General features: G+C 36.0%; 16 protein-coding genes and 2 tRNA genes. 13 read left to right on the forward strand and 5 right to left on the reverse strand.

What is annotated here, in order from left to right:
• Window positions 1–7: 7 nt before the first annotated feature.
• Window positions 8–1147 (forward strand): 2-amino-4-hydroxy-6-hydroxymethyldihydropteridine diphosphokinase, encoded by a 1140-nt coding sequence (gene folK / locus ACFPVY_RS16295; protein ID WP_379793212.1) that lies wholly within the window; start codon window positions 8–10, stop codon window positions 1145–1147.
• Here the strand turns inward: folK and ACFPVY_RS16300 are convergent.
• On the reverse strand, window positions 1136–3274 hold the full coding sequence (locus ACFPVY_RS16300; RefSeq protein ID WP_379793213.1) for an Ig-like domain-containing protein: 2139 nt from the start codon (window positions 3272–3274) through the stop codon (window positions 1136–1138). The genes folK and ACFPVY_RS16300 overlap by 12 nt on opposite strands.
• 45 nt (window positions 3275–3319) lie before the next feature.
• Complete coding sequence (locus tag ACFPVY_RS16305; protein WP_379793214.1) at window positions 3320–3850, reverse strand: RNA methyltransferase; 531 nt, start codon at window positions 3848–3850, stop codon at window positions 3320–3322.
• A 65-nt stretch (window positions 3851–3915) separates the two neighbouring features.
• Between ACFPVY_RS16305 and mutS the strand changes: the two genes are divergently transcribed.
• The 4 genes from mutS to ACFPVY_RS16325 all read left to right on the forward strand — a co-directional run bounded on the left by mutS (window position 3916) and on the right by ACFPVY_RS16325 (window position 7361).
• The gene (gene mutS / locus ACFPVY_RS16310; protein WP_379793215.1) at window positions 3916–6522 is read left to right on the forward strand and encodes a DNA mismatch repair protein MutS; all 2607 of its coding nucleotides are present in this window, start codon (window positions 3916–3918) and stop codon (window positions 6520–6522) included.
• Window positions 6523–6663: 141 nt separating this feature from the next.
• A tRNA-Gly gene (locus tag ACFPVY_RS16315) sits at window positions 6664–6736 on the forward strand.
• 31 nt (window positions 6737–6767) lie between these two features.
• Window positions 6768–6853: transfer RNA gene (locus ACFPVY_RS16320), tRNA-Leu, on the forward strand.
• A 160-nt stretch (window positions 6854–7013) separates the two neighbouring features.
• Complete coding sequence (locus tag ACFPVY_RS16325) at window positions 7014–7361, forward strand: DUF1508 domain-containing protein (protein ID WP_379793216.1); 348 nt, start codon at window positions 7014–7016, stop codon at window positions 7359–7361.
• Window positions 7362–7430: 69 nt separating this feature from the next.
• Here ACFPVY_RS16325 and ACFPVY_RS16330 read toward each other — a convergent pair whose 3' ends face one another.
• Window positions 7431–7664 carry a hypothetical protein gene (locus ACFPVY_RS16330; protein WP_379793217.1) on the reverse strand — a complete coding sequence of 78 codons (234 nt, stop codon included), beginning with the start codon at window positions 7662–7664 and terminating at the stop codon, window positions 7431–7433.
• Between the two features lie 253 nt (window positions 7665–7917).
• Window positions 7918–10059, reverse strand: a complete 2142-nt coding sequence (locus tag ACFPVY_RS16335; RefSeq protein ID WP_379793218.1) for a S46 family peptidase — start codon at window positions 10057–10059, stop codon at window positions 7918–7920.
• A gap of 459 nt (window positions 10060–10518) precedes the next feature.
• Here ACFPVY_RS16335 and ACFPVY_RS16340 point away from each other — a divergent pair, with 459 nt between their 5' ends.
• The 5 genes from ACFPVY_RS16340 to ACFPVY_RS16360 all read left to right on the forward strand — a co-directional run bounded on the left by ACFPVY_RS16340 (window position 10519) and on the right by ACFPVY_RS16360 (window position 14980).
• Window positions 10519–11202: a response regulator transcription factor gene (locus ACFPVY_RS16340; protein ID WP_379793219.1), complete on the forward strand. Its 684-nt coding sequence runs from the start codon at window positions 10519–10521 to the stop codon at window positions 11200–11202.
• A complete protein-coding gene (locus ACFPVY_RS16345) occupies window positions 11199–12572 on the forward strand; it encodes a HAMP domain-containing sensor histidine kinase (protein ID WP_379793220.1) in 1374 nt (457 codons plus the stop codon). Before ACFPVY_RS16340 ends, ACFPVY_RS16345 begins: the two co-directional genes overlap by 4 nt.
• Window positions 12573–12712: 140 nt before the next feature.
• Window positions 12713–14038, forward strand: coding sequence for a hypothetical protein (locus ACFPVY_RS16350; RefSeq protein WP_379793221.1), 1326 nt, complete (start codon window positions 12713–12715; stop codon window positions 14036–14038).
• A gap of 10 nt (window positions 14039–14048) precedes the next feature.
• Window positions 14049–14459: a Dabb family protein gene (locus ACFPVY_RS16355; protein WP_379793223.1), complete on the forward strand. Its 411-nt coding sequence runs from the start codon at window positions 14049–14051 to the stop codon at window positions 14457–14459.
• Between the two features lie 29 nt (window positions 14460–14488).
• Window positions 14489–14980 (forward strand): cupin domain-containing protein, encoded by a 492-nt coding sequence (locus tag ACFPVY_RS16360; protein WP_379793224.1) that lies wholly within the window; start codon window positions 14489–14491, stop codon window positions 14978–14980.
• 85 nt (window positions 14981–15065) lie between these two features.
• Here ACFPVY_RS16360 and ACFPVY_RS16365 read toward each other — a convergent pair whose 3' ends face one another.
• Window positions 15066–15848, reverse strand: coding sequence for a hypothetical protein (locus tag ACFPVY_RS16365; protein ID WP_379793225.1), 783 nt, complete (start codon window positions 15846–15848; stop codon window positions 15066–15068).
• 209 nt (window positions 15849–16057) lie between these two features.
• On the opposite strand from ACFPVY_RS16365, the gene ACFPVY_RS16370 reads away from it, so the two are divergent.
• The 3 genes from ACFPVY_RS16370 (at window position 16058) to ACFPVY_RS16380 (ending at window position 20314) form a co-directional block, all read left to right on the forward strand.
• A complete protein-coding gene (locus ACFPVY_RS16370; RefSeq protein WP_379793226.1) occupies window positions 16058–17041 on the forward strand; it encodes a pyruvate dehydrogenase complex E1 component subunit beta in 984 nt (327 codons plus the stop codon).
• Between the two features lie 151 nt (window positions 17042–17192).
• Window positions 17193–19679, forward strand: a complete 2487-nt coding sequence (locus ACFPVY_RS16375) for a DUF5686 and carboxypeptidase-like regulatory domain-containing protein (protein ID WP_379793227.1) — start codon at window positions 17193–17195, stop codon at window positions 19677–19679.
• A 104-nt stretch (window positions 19680–19783) separates the two neighbouring features.
• Window positions 19784–20314 carry an inorganic diphosphatase gene (locus ACFPVY_RS16380; protein ID WP_379793228.1) on the forward strand — a complete coding sequence of 177 codons (531 nt, stop codon included), beginning with the start codon at window positions 19784–19786 and terminating at the stop codon, window positions 20312–20314.

Here is a 20314-nt window from a genome sequence, read left to right on the forward strand (position 1 = left end):
GCAAACTATGAAAATCCAAAATCAAATCATCCTTTCCATCGGAACAAATCAAGGCGAAAAGCTTGCAAACATTGAACAAGCCATCCTTTCGATTCATGCTGAAATTGCGACTGTCGTAAAAGTTTCCAAGCTTTATGAAAGTCCGTCGTGGGGATTTGAAAGCGATGTTTTTTACAATTGCGCGATTTTGGTTCATAGTTGTAAAACTTCGGAAGAAATTTTGGAAGAAATTTTACAAGCCGAAAAAAAACTCGGAAGAATAAGAACTGAAGCGGAAGGTTATCACGCCAGAATCATCGACATTGATATAATTTCTTTCAACGAAGACATTCTTGAAACGGAATATCTGAAAATTCCACATCCGCAAATGCAAAATAGAAAATTTGTTTTGCTTCCTATGAATGATTTGAAAACCGATTTTGTGCATCCGATTTTGAACAAAAATGCTTCAGAATTGCTTAAAGATTGTGAAGATAATTCAGACTGCAAAGTAGTTTCCAGCCTAAAATCTCCGACAGAAAAATATTCTTTCGATCATTTCAATTATATCGCTATCGAAGGAAATATTGGCGCGGGAAAAACAACTTTAACGCACAAAATTGCTGAAGATTTTAATGCAAAAACAGTTTTAGAAGGTTTTGCCGATAATCCGTTTTTGCCAAAATTTTACAAAGACCAAGCGCGTTATGCGTTTCCGTTGGAAATGTCTTTTCTGGCTGATAGATACCAGCAATTATCACAAGATTTGGCTCAATTTGATTTGTTCAAAGATTTTATCGTAGCCGATTATCATATTTTCAAATCGCTGATTTTTGCTAAAGTAACGCTCGGCGAAGATGAATATCGTTTGTACAAAACGCTTTTTGATATCATTTACAAAGAAATGAAAAAGCCTGACCTTTATGTTTATTTGTACCAAAATACAGAGCGACTTTTAGAAAATATCAAGAAAAGAGGCCGTTCATACGAACAGGAAATTCCGGCAGAATATTTAGATAAAATCAACCGAGGTTATCTGGATTATATAAAATCCCAAACCGATTTGAATGTTTTGATTATTGATGTTTCTGATAAAGATTTTGTACAGAATCAATTTGATTATATAGAGATTTTGGAGGAAATTCAGAGCAAAATATTAGCGAATTAAAGCAAAATGACCTTTGATTTCTGGTAAAAAAGCGTTGATTTTTAAAACATACCAGTAATCTGTTGCAGGTAATCGTTTTCCATTTAACATTCCATCCCAAACTGGATTTGATTGGCTTAATTGCGTGATCAATTTTCCGTATCTATCGAAAATTGCCAGTTTCGCCTCTGGGTAAAACGACATTCCTTCTACTTTCCAGAAATCATTAAATGAATCTTGATTTGGCGAGAAAAACTTTGGAACAATCACAACAACAAAGGTTTGAGAATCACTATCGCAACTGTTTATTACAGTAGCGGTATGCAAACCGCTGGTAACATTTGTAAAGATATTTGAATTTTGAAAATTATTTCCGTCGATTGAATATTGGTAGCTTCCTGATGCTAAAGTTATGATTGTTACAGTTGTTCCATTGACATTGACTGCACTAATTTCTGGAGCCAATAATTGATCGATTGTAAAGTTTTTCGTGAATGGGCAACCGTCTGTAGTTGTCATCGTTACTGAATAATTTCCTGCGTTTTGAACCGTGATATTTTCAGTTGTTTCGCCTGTTGACCAGAAATAAGCCACATTTGAAACACCAGCATTTAATTGAACAGAATCATTTTGGCACAAAGAAATTACAACATCGTCTGTATTTGGAACAGGAAAAATGGTTGCAATAACCGCCGTTCTTGCGCCATTAGAACATCCGTTGTTAAAAGCTTCGGCATAAAAAGTTGTCGTTGAAGAAAGACTTGGAGTAGTAAAATAATTGCCTGAACCTAAAGCCGTTCCGCCAGTTTGATTGGCAAACCATTGAATTGTTCCGGCAGATGAAACGGCTTGCAATGTTACCGATCCAGCTCCGCAATTTTCTCCATCAGTTGTAGAAGTTATCGTGGGTATTTCATATATCGTAGCAATTATTTCTGTTCGAATTACTGACGAACATTGGTTGTCAAATGCATCAACATAATAAGATGTTGTTTCGTTAAGAATTGGCGTTGTAAATGTATTTCCTGACGCCAACGGTGTTCCGGCAGATGGTGAGTCATACCAATTTACTGTTCCGCCAGAAGCATTTGCAGTTAATGTTAGTGTGCCAGAACCGCATCTTGAAGAAGCAACCGTGGTAGTGATTTTAGGAATAAAAATTGTTGTGCTTGTTGAGATTTGTAACATCGGGTCACCTGGAGTGCCACCATATTCTACAATATAACCTTTTGGTTGATAGTTTCCATTCGATTCTCCATTGATCGTTAAATCGTTCCATGATCCAGGAATTCCGCTTCCTGGAGCTGTAATATGTGCAAAATCTTCGTTGTTTCCGCTGTTGTTTGGCTCGCCTGTATTCCAATAAGCAAAAGTTGGTGAAGAACCGTTTGCACCTCCATTCCAAAATATTTGGCCGATTTCTGGTCCGGAAGCCCATTTCCAAATACCTTCTGTTTCTTGGTCGGTTCCCGAAATCCATCCAGTTCCCGAAGCCTGTTCGCCTATTAAAATTGCTTCATCCATTGCTGTTATTGTTGCGAGATAACCTTGCAATCCATAATATGTACTAGTTTCTGCAGCGGTTTTTGCATTAGTCCAAGAAATTCCGAGCGAAGGAATATATTGGTAATAATGGCCGTTTGACGGAAGATAATTCGCTTGGCCAACGGTAATCGAAAATGTTCTTGTTCCTGAAGGATTTGTAGTATCGTTAGAATAAACGACATCTTCAATCGCGTTTACAAAATCGTTGTAAGGAACAATTCCGCCAGTCGGATTTTGCAAAGTAAGTTTTCCGTTACTTTGATTCCAAGAGCCAGTAATATTTGGGTGTGTCCCCGTCAATGTAAGTAAATCTTGACCATTTACATAGCCAGAAGAAATTTGGATATAAATTGCATTTGTTCCAATTTCAGTGGGATCGTGTGTAATTGACATCGAAGTTACAATGTTTGTTGAACCTCCAGGGCAATATATTTGGTTTCCTGTTGCTAAAAGAATTGGTGCTGTCGCCAAAAAAGAATTAAAATTTTTATTTGCTAAAAAAGGTGGCGGATTTCCGTGTACTGGATTTGATTTCAGTACAATAGCAGAAAATAAGGTTGAAATAAAAAGTGTTATTTTTAATAGAAATTGCAAATTATTCATTCGTTAAAAGTATTTAATTAAATGAATAATTCCAATGCGAATTCTTTAAAAACGAAGCTTTTGAAACAAATCCCAAACCACAATTCCCGCGCTTACCGAAATATTCAGCGAGTGTTTTGTTCCTAATTGCGGAATTTCAATCACGCCGTCACAAATCGCAACGGCTTCCTGAGAGACACCTTTGACTTCGTTTCCAAAAACCAATGCATATTTTTGATTTTCTTCCGGAGAAAAATTTTGGAGAAAAATTGAATTTTCCACTTGCTCAATGGCCAAAACCGAAATATTTTCTTGTTTTAAATTCTGAATAACTTCCAAAACATCTTTGGAATATTCCCAAGAAACGGTTTCTGTTGCACCCAAAGCCGTTTTGTGAATCTCCTTATTTGGCGGAACCGCGGTGATTCCACACAAATAAATCTTCTCGATTAAAAACGCATCTGCCGTTCTGAAAACCGAACCAATGTTGTGCAAACTTCTAATATCGTCCAAGATAATAATGATTGGCGTTTTGTCGGCTTGCTTAAAATCTTCGACGGTTTTTCTTTCAAGTTCACTGTTGGCAAGTTTTCTCATAAATGCGGATGCAATAATTTTAGTTTTTTTACTTTAGCAAAAATAATTTAAAATTCCGAAATCCATTGGCCTCGAAAGATAAAACTCCCAAAGAAACGCCTTTAATGAAGCAATACAACGAAATCAAAAGGAAATATCCTGATGCTTGCCTGTTGTTTAGAGTTGGGGATTTTTACGAAACTTTTGGGGAAGATGCTGTTCGTGCGTCGAAAATCTTGGGAATTACGTTGACAAAAAGAGGCGCGGGTTCTGAAACCGAGACCGCTTTGGCTGGTTTTCCGCATCATTCTATCAATACGTATTTGCCAAAATTGGTAAAAGCCGGACTTCGTGTTGCGATTTGCGACCAATTAGAAGACCCAAAAATGACCAAAACCATTGTGAAACGAGGTGTTACCGAATTGGTGACTCCTGGAGTTTCGATGAATGATGAGGTTTTGCAATCCAAATCAAATAATTTCTTGGCGTCGATTTACTTCGGAAAAAGAATCATCGGAATTTCGTTCTTGGATGTTTCTACCGGAGAATTTTTGACCGCGCAAGGAAATGAAGAATATATTGACAAATTGCTCCAGAATTTTAGTCCGAGTGAAGTTTTGGTTCCAAAGCAAAACAAGGGCGATTTCAAGGAAGCTTTTGGGGAAGATTATCACAGTTTTTACTTGGAAGACTGGATTTATAAGGAAGATTATGCTTTTGAAACGCTGACAAATCACTTTCAAACCAACTCTTTAAAAGGTTTTGGAATCGAAGAATTGCCAGAAGGAATTATTGCTTCGGGAGCGATTTTGTATTATTTGGGCGAAACACAACATAATAAAGTACAACATATTACTGCGATTCAGCGAATTGCGGAAGATGCGTATGTTTGGATGGACCGATTTACGATTCGGAATTTAGAATTGTACCACAGTTATAATCCGAATGCCGTGACGCTTTTGGACGTGATTGACAGAACGCTTTCGCCAATGGGAGGAAGGCTCTTGAAACGCTGGTTGGCCTTGCCGTTGAAAGATATTCATAAAATTCAAGGCCGTCACAACGTAGTTTCGTATTTGAAAGAAAATCCAGAGGTTTTGAAAAGCATTCAATACCAAATCAAGCAAATTTCTGATTTGGAGCGTTTGATTTCTAAGATTGCCACCGGAAAAGTTTCGCCAAGGGAAGTCGTTTATTTGAAAGATTCTTTGGATGCCATAATTCCGATAAAATCTTTGGCTTTAGAAAGTAAAAATGAAGCCGTGAAAATCATCGGGGACAGTTTGCATAGCTGTGATTTATTGAGAGAAAAAATCAAGACGACTTTAAATCCAGATTCGCCGGTTTCCATCAACAAAGGAAATGCGATTGCGCGTGGCGTTCATCCAGAATTGGACGAATTGCGCGATATTTCAAATACAGGAAAGGAATATTTGGAAGGAATTGAAAAGCGTGAATCAGAGAAAACCGGCATTTCTTCGTTGAAAATTTCGTTTAATAATGTCTTTGGATATTACATCGAAGTTCGGAATACGCACAAAGATAAAGTTCCTGCCGAATGGATTCGCAAGCAGACTTTGGTCAACGCGGAACGTTATATTACGGAGGAATTAAAAGAATATGAATCCAAAATTTTAGGAGCTGAAGAGAAAATCCATCAGTTGGAAAGCCAGCTTTTTGAGCAATTGGTGGTTTGGATTTCGACGTATATCAAGCCGGTTCAGCTGAATGCAAATTTGGTTGCACAGTTGGATTGCTTGACTTCGTTCACACAATTGGCAAATGAAAATAATTATGTCTGCCCAATTTTAGACGATACTTTTGAATTGGAAATCAAAAACGGTCGCCATCCGGTGATTGAAAAACAGTTGCCCGTTGGCATTCCCTATATTGCGAATGATGTTTATTTAGACAGAGATTCACAACAATTGATTATGATTACGGGTCCGAATATGTCGGGTAAATCGGCGATTTTGCGTCAAACAGCTTTAATTGTTTTATTGGCGCAGATGGGAAGTTTTGTTCCTGCAGAAAGCGTGCGAATGGGAATCATCGACAAGATTTTTACCAGAGTTGGTGCTTCGGATAATATTTCGATGGGCGAATCTACTTTTATGGTGGAAATGAACGAAACGGCTTCCATTTTGAATAATTTGTCCGATAGAAGTTTGGTTTTATTGGATGAAATCGGTCGTGGTACAAGCACGTATGACGGAATTTCAATCGCTTGGGCCATTGCCGAATATTTGCACGAACATCCAGGACGACCAAAAACTTTGTTTGCAACGCACTATCATGAATTGAACGAAATGAGTGATATTTTGGAACGAATCCAAAATTATAATGTTTCGGTAAAAGAATTAAAGGACAACGTGTTGTTTATACGAAAATTGGTCAAAGGCGGAAGCGCACATAGTTTCGGAATTCATGTGGCAAAAATGGCGGGAATGCCTCAAACGGTTATTCAGAAAGCACAAAAACTTCTGAAGAAATTAGAAAAAGACCATAGTGGCGAAGCTTTAAACGGAATCAAATCTGAAAAAGACGATATGCAGATGAGTTTTTTCAATTTAGATGACCCGCTTTTGGAAGAAATAAAAGACGAAATTTTAAGTTTAGACATCAATACTTTAACTCCAGTGGAAGCTCTGATGAAGCTGAATGAAATCAAACGAATGCTGACGAAGAAATAATTTAGTTTTAAAGTTTACGTTATCAGAAAGTTATAATTTTTATTCGATTTTTTTCTAAAAAGTGCTTGTGTAATTGAATTAATGTATTAAATTTGCATCCGCAATACGGTTGAAGTATTGCAGTTCTTACAAATACAGAATGCGAAAATAGCTCAGTTGGTAGAGCGCGACCTTGCCAAGGTCGAGGTCGCGGGTTCGAGCCCCGTTTTTCGCTCAACATCTTATACTACTTTTAAAGTAGAATTGCTCGGATGGTGAAATTGGTAGACACGCTGGACTTAAAATCCAGTGAACAGCAATGTTCGTGCGGGTTCAAGTCCCGCTCTGAGTACAAAAGCTCGTAATGAAAATTACGAGCTTTTTTTATTTTAGCTTATTCTAGAAATCGTATAAATAAAATTATCATTTGTAATTAAAATGAATCTGCGAATCTGTGGTTGTTTTTATTTACTTCTGTATATTTATCTCGGAACAAAAATTCAAAAAATTCTATGGGTGCATTCGTAATCACAAAAAAAGATGAAGATCATTATAAGTTTGCTTACACTTCAAGAAAGGGTAAGGTTGTGTTTACAAGTGCTTCTTATGAATTGAAAATGGATATCGAGACAGATATTGAATTAATCAAGGAAAACGCAGAAAATGCCTTTTGCATGAAGTTTAAAACGTCAAGCGGAAAGTTTTTCTATCGTTTGATTATAAATGATAAAGTTTACGCAACCAGCAGAAAATTTAACACGGCACTTCGTTTGGAAAAAGGGGTGGCGGAAGTTCGTCTTTATGTTCCAAAAGCGGAGACTCTTGATTTTACCGGTGCTGACATTTTTGCTGATTTGTAATCAGCATTTTTTTTTGGACATAAAAAAACCTCGCTAAAAGCGAGGTTGATTTTTAACTGTAAGTGCTAATTATTTTTTAGCAGCTTCTTCAACAGCTTTAGCTTCTTCAACTTTAGCATCAGCAGCAGCTTTTGCAGTGTCAACAGCAGTTTCAGCTTGAGCTTCAACTGTTTCAACTTGAGCTTCAGTAGTAGCTTCTACAGCTTCTGTGTTAGCTTCTGCAGCTTCTTCTTTTGCAGTTTCTTTACAAGAAACAAATGCCATAGTAGCAACTAATGCTAGGCTTAATACAACTTTTTTCATCTTACTAAATTATAAAGGTTAATTATTAATTCGGAGCAAAGATATAAATTTTTTAATATCTTAAAATATTTATGGCAATTTTTTTTAAAAGTTTTTTTCTTCCAAATAATTGTATGATATCCAGTGTTTTAGCAGGTTTTAAGAGAGGCCTTTTGCACTTTAAAATGTTAAGGCCTCTTTTGTTTTGCCAATTTGATAAAATAGGACGCCAGCTTTTAATTAATTCTTAGAATAGAAATACAAAAAATGACAATTATTTTTTTCCGCCAACGATTTTCATTTCCTCAATTAAGCGTTTTGCACCAGCATATTTGTCGATAATAAACAAAACGTAACGCATATCAACCATAATATTTCTGCAAATCGCTGGATCATAGAAAATATCGCTCATCGTTCCTTCCCAAACACGGTCAAAATTCAAACCAATTAAGTTTCCTTTGGCGTCAATAGCTGGACTTCCAGAGTTTCCTCCAGTTGTGTGATTTGTCCCAATGAAATTTACAGGCAATTTACCGTCTCTTCCATATTGGCCATAATCCTTATTATTGTACAATTCAATCAACTTTGCAGGAACATCAAATTCATAATCACCTGGAATGTATTTTTCCATTACTCCTTCCAAATACGTCGTATGGTCATAACTCACGGCATCATTTGGGTTGTAGCCTTTTACTTTTCCATAAGTTACTCTCAAAGTGCTATTTGCATCTGGAAAAATTCGAGCTTCTTTCGGACTCAATTCTAAAATTCCTTTCATGTAATTTCTTTGCAACGCCGCAATTCTCAAATTGATTTCCTCATATTTCGGATTTACTTCTTTTAAATAAACGTCAGCCATTGATTTTACCAATTGAAAACCTTTGTCAGCATTGATTTTGGCCAAAACCGTTTTAGTATCTCCAGAAAGCAATTCTTTGAATTTTTCATAGCTCGTCAATTTTGATTGGCCATAAATTTCAGCAGTCAATTTCTTGAAATCAGCATTTTTTAAATTCGAAGGCAAAAATTGCTGAGGCGATTTTGTTGCATACAATTCAATTAATTGCTCAAAAACTTTTTCATCTACCGAAGCATTAAAATCTTTATAGAATTCGCCCATTCCAGAAGATAAATTGTTCTTCCTATCGGTGAAAGATTGCTCGCCTCTTAAATTATAAATCTGCTCTAATTGGTATAATTTATAGCCCGTTGCCAGTAATTCTGTATTTCTCAAAACCACTTCCATAAAATAATCTCTGCTCAAAGCATACGGAGCGATTTCGTCATAATTCTTCTGAAAATCAACAAAAAGATTTCCGTATTCAGCTTGTTTTCCAGCTTTTGAAACTTTTGCCAAAAAATCTTTTTCAAAGTTTTTCTTGATTTCAACGGCATTCGATTTCTTCAAACCTTTCGTTTCGCCAATCCATTTCTTCCAATAATTTGCAATTCCGGCATATTTCGAAGCATATTGAATTTTGATCGCATTGTCTTTTCGCATAAATCCGTCGGTCACTTTCAAAGCTCTATCACGAATTTCAATTTTCGCAGGATTTAAGCTGTTCACAATTTGTTCCACAGCCACAGAAGGCAAATATTCTGTCGTTCTTCCTGGATAGCCAACAACCATCGTGAAGTCATTTTCTTCCACACCTTTAATAGATACCGGCAAAAAGTGCTTCGGTTTATAAGGAACGTTATCTTTTGAATACGCTGCCGGACGGTTGTTTTTATCCGCATAAATTCTGAATAAAGAAAAATCTCCAGTGTGGCGAGGCCAAACCCAGTTGTCAGTATCTGAACCAAATTTTCCGATAGAAGAAGGTGGCGCACCAACCAAACGAACGTCCTTATAACTTTCAATTACGAACAAAATATATTGATTTCCTTCATAAAAAGTACGAATTCTATTCTCTTGCCAAGTTTCCTTCGGCAATGATTTTGTCAACGAAGAAATATTCTCCTGAATTTTTTTCTGCTTGTCAGCTTCCGAAGAAATTCCGGCAACTCCGTTCAAAACTTGCGTCGTTACGTCTTCGATTTTTACGATAAAAGTCACTTCCAAGTCTTCATTTGGCAATTCTTCTTCTAAAGATTTTGCCCAAAATCCATCGGTCAAATAATCGTGTTCTACAGAAGAATGGCTCTGAATTTGCCCAAAACCGCAGTGGTGATTCGTCAATAAAAGGCCTTGGTCAGAAATCACTTCTGACGTGCAACCCCCGTTAAATTGCGGTACCGCGTCTTTCAAACTCGATTTATTCACGTCATAAATGTCAGACGCTTTCATTTTCATCCCCAGATTTTTCATCTCAGTCTCGTTCATCCCTTTTAAAAGCGAAGGAATCCACATCCCGCCTTGCTGAGCATACGCAGGAACAACCAATAAAAGGACCAGAAGTCTCAAAAATTTCATATAATAGTATTGAAGTTTATAGTGCCCGCAAGTTACAATTTTTGGTTAAAAACCTCAATTATTTAACGAATCTCTAATTTTAAAGTTTTTTTGAAGCGAAACTTAAAGATTCATCAACAATCGTATTTCCTGCTTGAGCGACTCGCTTTTCACGTCTTGAGCAGCCGTGAAAGAGCTCAAACAATCGCACCATCAGGGCTATTTGAGAAACCATTTGAATTTTTGGAAACGCCAGTCCCAATCGTTGTCGATAAACATTGTCGATATCCTAACAGGTTTGAAAAACGCCAAAGAAAACATAAAGAAAAAACGCCACTTAGGAAATCCGCGCCAATCCGTTTCATCCGCAAAAAATCCGCGTTCAAAAATCTGCCAAACCAAGATTATAACATTTCATAAATACACAAATAAATTTAGAACCCTTAATTTTGCAAACAAATCCCCCAAAAATCTCACCCCATGCAAATTCTGATAATTGAAGACGATCAGCGCGTAGCCGAATTAATAAACCGCGGTTTAACCGAAGAAGGTTTCGAAACCACAGTCGCTTTCGACGGTTTATCAGGATTAAAGCTAATTCTTCACAACGATTATGACTTAATCATCACCGACATTATCCTCCCAAAAATGGACGGACTCGATTTAAGCCGAGAAATCAGAAGCATAAAACCACAAATTCCAATAATTATGCTCACCGCTCTTGGAACAACCGACGATAAAATTGAAGGTTTTGATGCCGGAGTCGATGATTATATGGTAAAACCTTTCGAAATCAGAGAACTTTTAGCCAGAATCAGAGTATTGCTAAAACGCTACAATGGAATCACGGCCAATTCCAGTTTTATTTTGAAATTCCACGATTTAGAAATGAACTTGAACTTGAAAATCGTCAAACGAAACAACATCGAAATAAACCTGACGCCAAAAGAATTCAAGCTTCTAGAATACATGATGCAAAATTCAGAACGTGTACTTTCTCGAAACGAAATCTCAGAAAAAGTTTGGGACACGCATTTTGACACCGGAACCAATTTTATTGACGTTTACATCAATTACCTCCGAAAAAAAATTGACAAAGATTTTGATAAAAAACTCATCCACACAAAATCAGGAATGGGTTTCATCTTAAAAGTTGAAGAATGAAAATCACCTTAAAACTCACCATACTTTTCACGATCATCACGGCCGGAATTTTATTTTTGTTCGCCTTCATTATATATGGTTATGCCAAAAATGACCGTGAAGAAGAATTTTATGATCGAATAAAAATCAAAGCTTTTGTAAAAGGCGAATTGTTTTTTGATGCGAAAGCGCCAGCAGAAACGCTTCAAGATATTCACATGAATAATCTGAAAGTGATGAACGAAGCCGAAATTGCTATTTATGATGAAAATTTCAACTTGCTTTTTCACGACAATCAAAAAAATGACATGGTGAAAGAAACACCAGAAATGTTTCGAAAAATCTTGAAAAATGGAGAGCTTCGGGCATTTATTGGTGAATGGCAAATGGTCGGCGAAAGATATAATTTTGATGGAAGAACCTATTTTATTACAGCAATCGCTTACGATCATTATGGATACAATAAAATTGATGATATGTACAAACACATGGTTTATGCCTACATATTTTCGATTGTAGTAATCTGCCTTTCCGGATTATTTTTTGCAAAAAAAGCGTTCGAGCCGGTCAAAGAAATGACGCGAAAAGTCAATAAAATCACAGCAAGCAAATTCGACTTGAGATTAAATGTCAACGGAAACAAAGATGAACTTTCTGCCTTGGCAAATACGTTTAACGAAATGCTCGACCGATTAGAAAATTCCTTTGAAACCCAGAAAAGTTTTGTCTCAAATATTTCCCATGAATTGCGAACGCCACTCGCTGCAATAATTGCTGAATTGGAAATTTCATTGTCTAAAAATCGGGGAGAAGAAGCCTATCGTGAAGCAATTCAGAATACGTTGCTTGACGCGCAACGCCTTGTTAGATTGTCATCGAGCCTTTTAGATTTGGCCAAAGCAAGTTATGATCCGTCTGAAATTTCGTTTAAAGAAATCAGAATCGATGAGATTTTATTGGATGCAAGACAAATGGAGCAAACCGCAAATCCGTCACATAAAATTGACATCCACTTTGACGGCGATTTTGAAAACGACCAAGAAATGTCAGTTTCAGGCAATGAATATTTATTAAAGGTTGCGTTTGCGAATCTCTTCAATAATGGTTGCAAATATTCTTTTGATAAAAAATGCACGGTCAACGTTTCTTTTCAAGATTCTAAAATAATTTTGGCATTCACCAATAAAGGTGTCGGAATTAATCCAACAGAAATTGACTCGATTTTTAAGCCTTTCTTTCGAGGAGAAAATCAGCAAGTTGCTCACGGTAACGGAATTGGACTTTCCTTGACTCAAAAAATCATCTCGCTTCACCACGGAATTATTTCGGTAAAATCAGAAGTAAACCAAGAAACTACTTTTAAAATTATTCTGACCTCAAGCATTTTCTAATGAAATTCTAATTTTTTTCTATAACGTCTCTAATGCCTGCCAGCGGGCTTTTGGCGGAAATTTGTACTGTCTTTAAAGCTTAATTATAAATCAAGTTTTAAAAACTTCAAGGACTTACAAATTAGAAAAATTTAGTTAAAATGACACTCAAAAAGTTTAAACTTGTGTTGCTGGTTGCTGTTTTTTGCGCGTTCAAAAGTTTTGCGCAAACCACAGACTTCAAAAATCCCTCCTTAAAATATTACTTAAATCCAGAGAAAACGCGCTTCATTCAATTTAGCGGTTACATGGAATTTTGGGCTCGTTATTCTGAATTAAATCCAGGAAGTTTGGTCAACGATCAACCTGAAACTGGCGTTTATGATTTCTCCATCCGAAGAATTCGTGCAAAAATGACGATGCGTCCAACAGAAAATTTGACCGTGGTTTTGCAAATGGGACCTTCAAATGTCAACGTAAATTCAAAATCAAATACCTATATGGATTTGCTTGACGCTTACGCAGAATATAAATTCTCAGATTATATTTCTGTCGGTGGTGGACGTTCTACTTGGACAGGTTTGTCGCGTTTTTCAACAGGTCCGCAAGCTACATTATTATATGATATGCCCGCTTTTGCAACTGGAAATGCTGGAAATACAGATATAACTTTAAGAAAATTAGGAGTTTATGTGAAAGGTCAAATCGGGAAATTAGATTACCGAATGACGCTTGCCGATCCTTACACTGACGGTTCTGCGGCAGCGAAATTGAATACTGCGGTTTTTAATACTGATGGCGCGCACCAATTGGTCAGCGGTTATTTCAAGTACCAATTTTTAGATAAAGAAAGCAACGAAACGCCTTTTAGCGCCGGAACTTACTTAGGGAAAAAGAAAGTTTTTAATATCGGTATTGGTGCAGAATATATGAACGACGCGCTTTGGCACACGACAAATTCTGGCGAAGTGGTTCACGATGCGATGAAAAATTTAGCAGTCGATGTGTTTTATGACACGCCAATTAATCGCGAAAGAGGAACTTCATTCAGTGCTTATGCAATCGCTTTAAAAAACGATTACGGTCCAAATTACACGAGAAATATTGGAACAAATAATCCGGCAACTGGTGTAAATGCAGATATTTCTTCATTCAGCGGATCGGGAAATTCATATCCAGTTGTGGGAACGGGAAACACATATTATGCGCAAATCGGAGGAACTCTTCCTTATTTTGACCAAGAAAAAAAAGGAATGCAATTGATGCCGGCAGCTTCGGTTCAATATTCTGAATTTGATAGACTTGCAGATCCAGTTGTGGTTTATGATGCTGGCGTGAGCTTGCTTTTTAACGGGCATTCTTCAAAATTGACTTTCGATGCACAACGCCGTCCGATTTTTGGAGCTGTGGAAAGTTTGGCGCAAGCACCAGAAGTTACAGCGCACAGAATGACTTATTTGCTGAAATATAGAATCGACTTTAACTAAAAATAATATCATGGAAAGAAGAAAATTTATCGTCAATACGGCAGTTGCCGCAATTGCAACCGGAACTTTAAGCAATGTTTTAGCCAACGAAATTACTACAAAAAAAGAACAGAAATTTTTCAATCACTACTTGCTTTTTTGGCTGAAAGATGAACTTACGCAAAAACAGGTAGCAGATTTTGTGAATTTTTTCAAAGAACTGAGCAAGCTTCCTTATTTGAAATCCATTCATTATGGAACGCCTGCAAATTCTTCGCCGAGAGCGGTTTTGGACAATAGTTTCAGCTATAATGTGGTGATGACTTTTGATTCTTTGGAAGATTTAGAAGCGTATGGGAAACTTCCGGAACACTTGGCAATCGTGAAAAAATACAGTGTCTTTTGGAAGAAAATGCAAGTTCACGATTCTGTTTTACTTTAAAAATTTAATAACTATAATAATTTACTACAATGAAAAAAGCATCTTTAATCCTGGCTTTGACTTTATTAACAGGATTCGGTTCAATTTATGCAAAATCTGTTAATTCTGACGGAAAAAAAGAAAAACCTAAAAAGGAAAAAGCAGAAAAAACAGAGGAACAGCACTACATCAAAGCAATTAGAATGTTCAACACTGAAGACGGAAAATGTACGTTTGAAGTAGGGAAAATTCCAAACAAAACAAATATTGAATCAAAAGCATTTTTTGCGCAAACTCACGTTGACGCTTACGAAAAAGTAGCTCACGCAGCGCCAAGAAAACAATACGTAGTCACTTTAAAAGGAAAATTAAAATTTAAGGTTAGCAACGGCGATACATTCATTATTGAGCCGGGAACAATTTTAATCGCAGAAGACACAAAAGGACCAGGACACACTTGGGATTTGGTTAAAGGCGACAAATGGGAACGTTTGTACATTCCGTTAACTGACGAAGGATCAGACCAGTTCATCAAAGATTAAGTTAGAGTTTTTTTATACATTTGTTTGCGAAAAAGGCCAGATATCTATTAAGAATCTGGCCTTTTCTATTTAAATTGATTTATTTTTAATAATACTCAATTGCAGTTTTTGTCAGCAAGTTATTTGAGTTGTCATATCTTTTAATTTCTGTAGGGAAATTTTCAGAATTATAAATTGTTTGAAAAGTAAATTGCGAAGAAGGAGTCGTTGCTTCCAAATTATTAAAGTAATTTGATGACGTAGCAATATTTGTATTTAACGGATGAATACCTTCAAATTCAAGTGTTAATCTTAGGTAAAAATTCAAATCTTTAAAAGGATTTTTTCCAGAACCATAAACATAAGTTGATTTTGAAGTAGAATTCATTCCTCCATTCGAATTTTGGTCGATGACTTGAGAGATATTTCCGTTGTTGAAAGTGTACGTTTCTTTTCCCAGCAATGACCAGCTGTCGTTGTATCCAGAATAATACGAAATGCTTGCTAAGTTTCCATTAACATAAGTTAATTCAGCTTTTTCGCTACTTTCCATTTGTATTTTTACCAAATTATCGCCTTCATAAATGTAAGAAGAAGTTGAATTTAGTTGATTATTTACGTAGCCTTTTGAAAAAAGAACTTTGTTGCCGTCATAAGTTATTCTTAAGTCATAATCGCTTCCGTTATCAATTTTCACAAGTTTGTTATTTTCGTAAGTGAAATTAGAAGCAAGAACTTCTTCTTGATTGTCATAATATACAGTTTCGGTAATTTTTTTAACTAAAACTAATTCCGTTTCATTGTTTTCAGGACTATCAACATTAGAATCGTCGCTACTACATCCAAGGGCAAGCGAAATTAAGAACAAGAAAGTAAGATTTTTTATCATTTTTTTATTTTTTTTCCGGCGCAAATATAAGGAATCAAAACTGTTTTAAGGTTAATATTTAGTTTCTAAAACGTTTTCGTAAAATAGTATTTTTAAAAACTTAAAAAATCATTTTCTATAATTCACAACTAAACCACAAAATATTCTATTTAGTTATTTAAAATAATTATTTTTGCGTTTCAAATTTTAGAAGACAATAAAAACATAATATGAGAACAATCCAATTTAGAGAAGCAATCGCTGAGGCAATGAGCGAAGAAATGCGTCGTGATGAATCAGTATATTTGATGGGTGAGGAAGTTGCCGAATATAACGGAGCTTACAAAGCATCAAAAGGAATGTTAGACGAATTTGGCCCAAAAAGAGTTATCGATACTCCAATTGCTGAGCTTGGTTTTGCTGGTATTGCAGTTGGTTCAGCAATGAACGGTTGCCGTCCGATTGTGGAATATATGACATTTAACTTTTCATTAGTTGGTATTGACCAAATCATCAATAACGCTGCAAAAATGCGCCAGATGTCTGCAGGTCAGTTTCCAATGCCAATGGTTTTCAGAGGCCCAACAGCTTCTGCAGGTCAATTAGGTGCGACTCACTCTCAAGCTTTTGAAAACTGGTTTGCAAACACGCCAGGTCTGAAAGTTGTTGTTCCTTCAAACGTGTATGATGCAAAAGGCTTGTTGAAAGCAGCGATTCGTGATAACGATCCAGTTATTTTCATGGAATCTGAGCAAATGTATGGCGATAAAGGTGAAGTGCCAGAAGGAGAATACACAATTCCTCTTGGTGTTGCTGATATTAAAAGAGAAGGAACTGACGTAACAATCGTTTCTTTTGGAAAAATCATCAAAGAAGCTTATGCTGCAGCAGATGAATTGCAAAAAGAAGGAATTTCTTGTGAAATCATAGATTTGAGAACAGTTCGTCCAATGGATTATGAAACAATCTTAAAATCTGTAAAGAAAACAAACCGTTTGGTAGTTCTTGAAGAAGCTTGGCCTTTTGCAAGTGTTGCTTCTGAAATAACTTACATCGTTCAAGAAAGAGCTTTTGATTATTTAGACGCTCCAATCCAAAGAATTACAACTGCTGATACGCCAGCGCCGTATTCTCCAGTTTTGTTAAAAGAGTGGTTGCCAAATGCGCAAGACGTTATTAAAGCAGTAAAAAAAGTAGCTTACAAAAAGAATTAAATAATAAAAGATTAGAAATTTAGTGAATTAACGAATTACTCAATTCGCTGATTGTACATTAACAAATTATCTAATTTTCGAATTATCTAATTCCCTATATTTGAAACTTCATCAGAATACCTTTGATGAAGTTTTTTTTTGCAATTAATCTATGAATAAGAAAATATATCTAAGCCTTAGCTTTTTCTTTTTGTTTATGAATTTTGTCGTGGCTCAAACAAAAGTCAGCGGAATTGTTTATGACGAGTTTAAGCAACCACTTCCATATGCAAATGTAGTTTTCAAAGGAACAACCGATGGAATTATTACAAATGAAGAAGGGAAATTCTATCTTGAATCTAAAACTACTCAAAGCACGCTTTTGGTTTCCTACGTAGGAATGGAACCAAAGGAAATCGCTATTGAGAAACCCGTAACTTATAATATCGAAGTGCAACTTGGTGGCGGAAAATCGCTTGGAGAAGTTGTGATTTATACCGGTAAAACTTCCAAAAAAGATAATCCTGCATTGGATATTTTGAGAAAAATTTGGGCAAGGAAAAAGAAAAACGGCCTTCGTCAGTTCAAACAATACGAATATAATAAATACGAAAAAGTTGAATTTGACTTAAATACAATCGACAGCACCTTAATGAAAAGCAAACTTTTCAAGGGAATGGAATTTGTTTTTGAACAAGTTGATACGTCTGACGTGACCGGAAAATCATATTTGCCAATATTTATAAACGAAGCGTTGAGCAAAGTTTATGGTGACAACACAACCGGCAAAATCAAGGAAATTCTTGCGGCAAACAAAAACTCAGGTTTTCAGAATAATCAGCAGATTATTGCATTTGTAAAAGATTTGTATGCTGAATATGATATCTACAATAATTACTTAAAGTTTTTTGACAAAGACTTCGTGAGCCCGCTTTCCACAACGGGAATCAACGTTTATAATTACGTTTTACACGACAGTACTTACATCGACAATAAGTGGTGCTACAATATTGTTTTTTATCCAAGAAGGAAAAACGAGCTGACTTTTAAAGGAGATTTTTGGGTAAACGATACAACTTTTGCCATCAAAAAAATTAACTTAACAGCAAGCCGAAGCGCCAATATTAACTGGGTAAAAGAAATTTATATTGAGCAAGAATTTGAGGTTTTGAATGATTCTGTGTTTCTCTTGACGCGCGATCACATGATGTCTGATTTTGCATTTAATAAAAAAGATAAGTCCCGAGGCGTTTACGGAAAAAGAACAACTTTATTCAAAGACCACAAATTTGATATCAAAAAAGAAGACGGATTTTATAAACAGGAAGTCAATTATTTTGATCCCACAGTTTATGAAAAACCCGATGAATTTTGGGAAGAAAACCGTTTTGAGACATTAAATAAAGATGAAAAAGGCGTTTATAAAATGCTTGACACCTTGAAAACCGTCAAGAAATTTAAGCGATTGTATAGTTTGGCGTCCATTCTTGGAAGCGGTTATGTTGAAATGAACAATTTCGATTTTGGTCCGATTTTCTCAACTTTTGGATACAATGATGTCGAAGGAATTCGACTTCGCGCAGGCGGAAGAACTTATTTTGGTCAAAACGATCCGTGGAGAATTCAGGGTTACGGCGCTTATGGTTTTAAAGACAACCAATTTAAATACGGACTTTCCGGAAAAATCTTGCTGAACAAAAAAAACCGCTTCATTATTTCGGGAGGAAATCGACGCGATATTGAGCAAATCGGTGTGAGTTTAACAACTTCCAATGATTTATTAGGAAGGAGTTTTGCGTCGTCGTCCTTCTTTGCCAGCGGTGATAATAGTAAATTGACGTCGGTAAATCTAACAAATTTTTCTGCTGAGGTTGAGCCGTTAAAAAACTTTGTATTGCAAGCCGGATTCTCGTTTAGAACTTTAAAATCAGCTTCGCCAGCAACATTCAGTCTTGATTATTTCGACGAAAACGGAAATATCAAAAGCGATGTAAGACAGTATGAATTTAATGCTTCGGTAGATTATATGCCGGGCAGAAGATCGATTGGTTACGGCGTTGAAAGAACCGATGTTGACACAAATTATGCCCGATTATATCTGAGTTTCAGTCAAGGAATTCAAGGAATTTTTGGAAGCGATTTTGATTACCAAAAAGTACAATTTTATTACAAACAGCCAGTTCTTGTTGGTGGTTTCGGTAGATTATTCACGACTTTTGAAGCAGGAAAAATCTTTGGAGCGGTTCCGCTTGGTTTGATGGGAGTTGTTCCAGGAAACCAGTCGTATTTTGTAATCGACAACACATATAACTTGATGAATTATTATGAATTTATGGCCGATGAATATGTTTCGTTGCATTTTGAGCACAATTTCAATGGACGATTATTTGCCAGAGTTCCTTTTCTTCGTAAATTAAATTGGAGAGAAATCATAGGAATTAAAGGTGTTTACGGAACTATTTCTGATGAAAACAGAGCTATAAATGCACAAACCGCAATTCCTTACACAGCGCCAGATGACGTTTATTGGGAATATCACGCAGGTATTGGTAACATTTTCAAGGTTTTACGAATTGATTTTGCGTGGAGAGGAAGTTATTTAGATCTTCCAGATGCCAATAAATTTGCGGTTAAAGCATCTTTTGGTTTCCATTTTTAAGAAATCTTTATTTCTCTAACAAATCTTATTCTTTTTATTGTTTGGAAGTATCTTAATCGTTACTTTTGCACCCGCTAAAACAGTATATAGAAACAAATTACAATATGAGTGCAGCTAAGCAAAAATCTTTTGACGTATTAATTGAAATACCAAAAGGAAGCAGAAATAAATACGAATACGATTTTGAATTAAAAAAAATCCGTTTTGACAGAATGTTGTTTTCATCAATGATGTATCCGGCAGATTACGGATTTATTCCAGAAACATTAGCATTAGACGGAGATCCTTTGGATGTTTTGGTATTGGCAACAGAACCAACTTTTCCAGGGTGTGTAATGGAAATCAAGCCGATTGGAGTTTTCCACATGGCAGACGAAAAAGGTCCAGACGAAAAAATCATCTGTGTGCCAGTTTCTGATCCAATATGGAACAAATTGAATGACTTGTCTGACATGAATCCACATTTGTTGAAAGAAATCGAACATTTTTTCCAAGTTTACAAAGATTTAGAGCAAAAGAAAGTTGATGTTGGTGGATGGGGAGACGTAGCCGAAGCTAAAGAAATCATCGAACAATGTGTTGATCGTTTCGAAGCAATTGAAAATCGTGCAGCTGATTTATTTAGCATTCGATAA

The organism is Flavobacterium qiangtangense, assembly GCF_042658345.1.
GTDB lineage: Bacteria > Bacteroidota > Bacteroidia > Flavobacteriales > Flavobacteriaceae > Flavobacterium > Flavobacterium qiangtangense.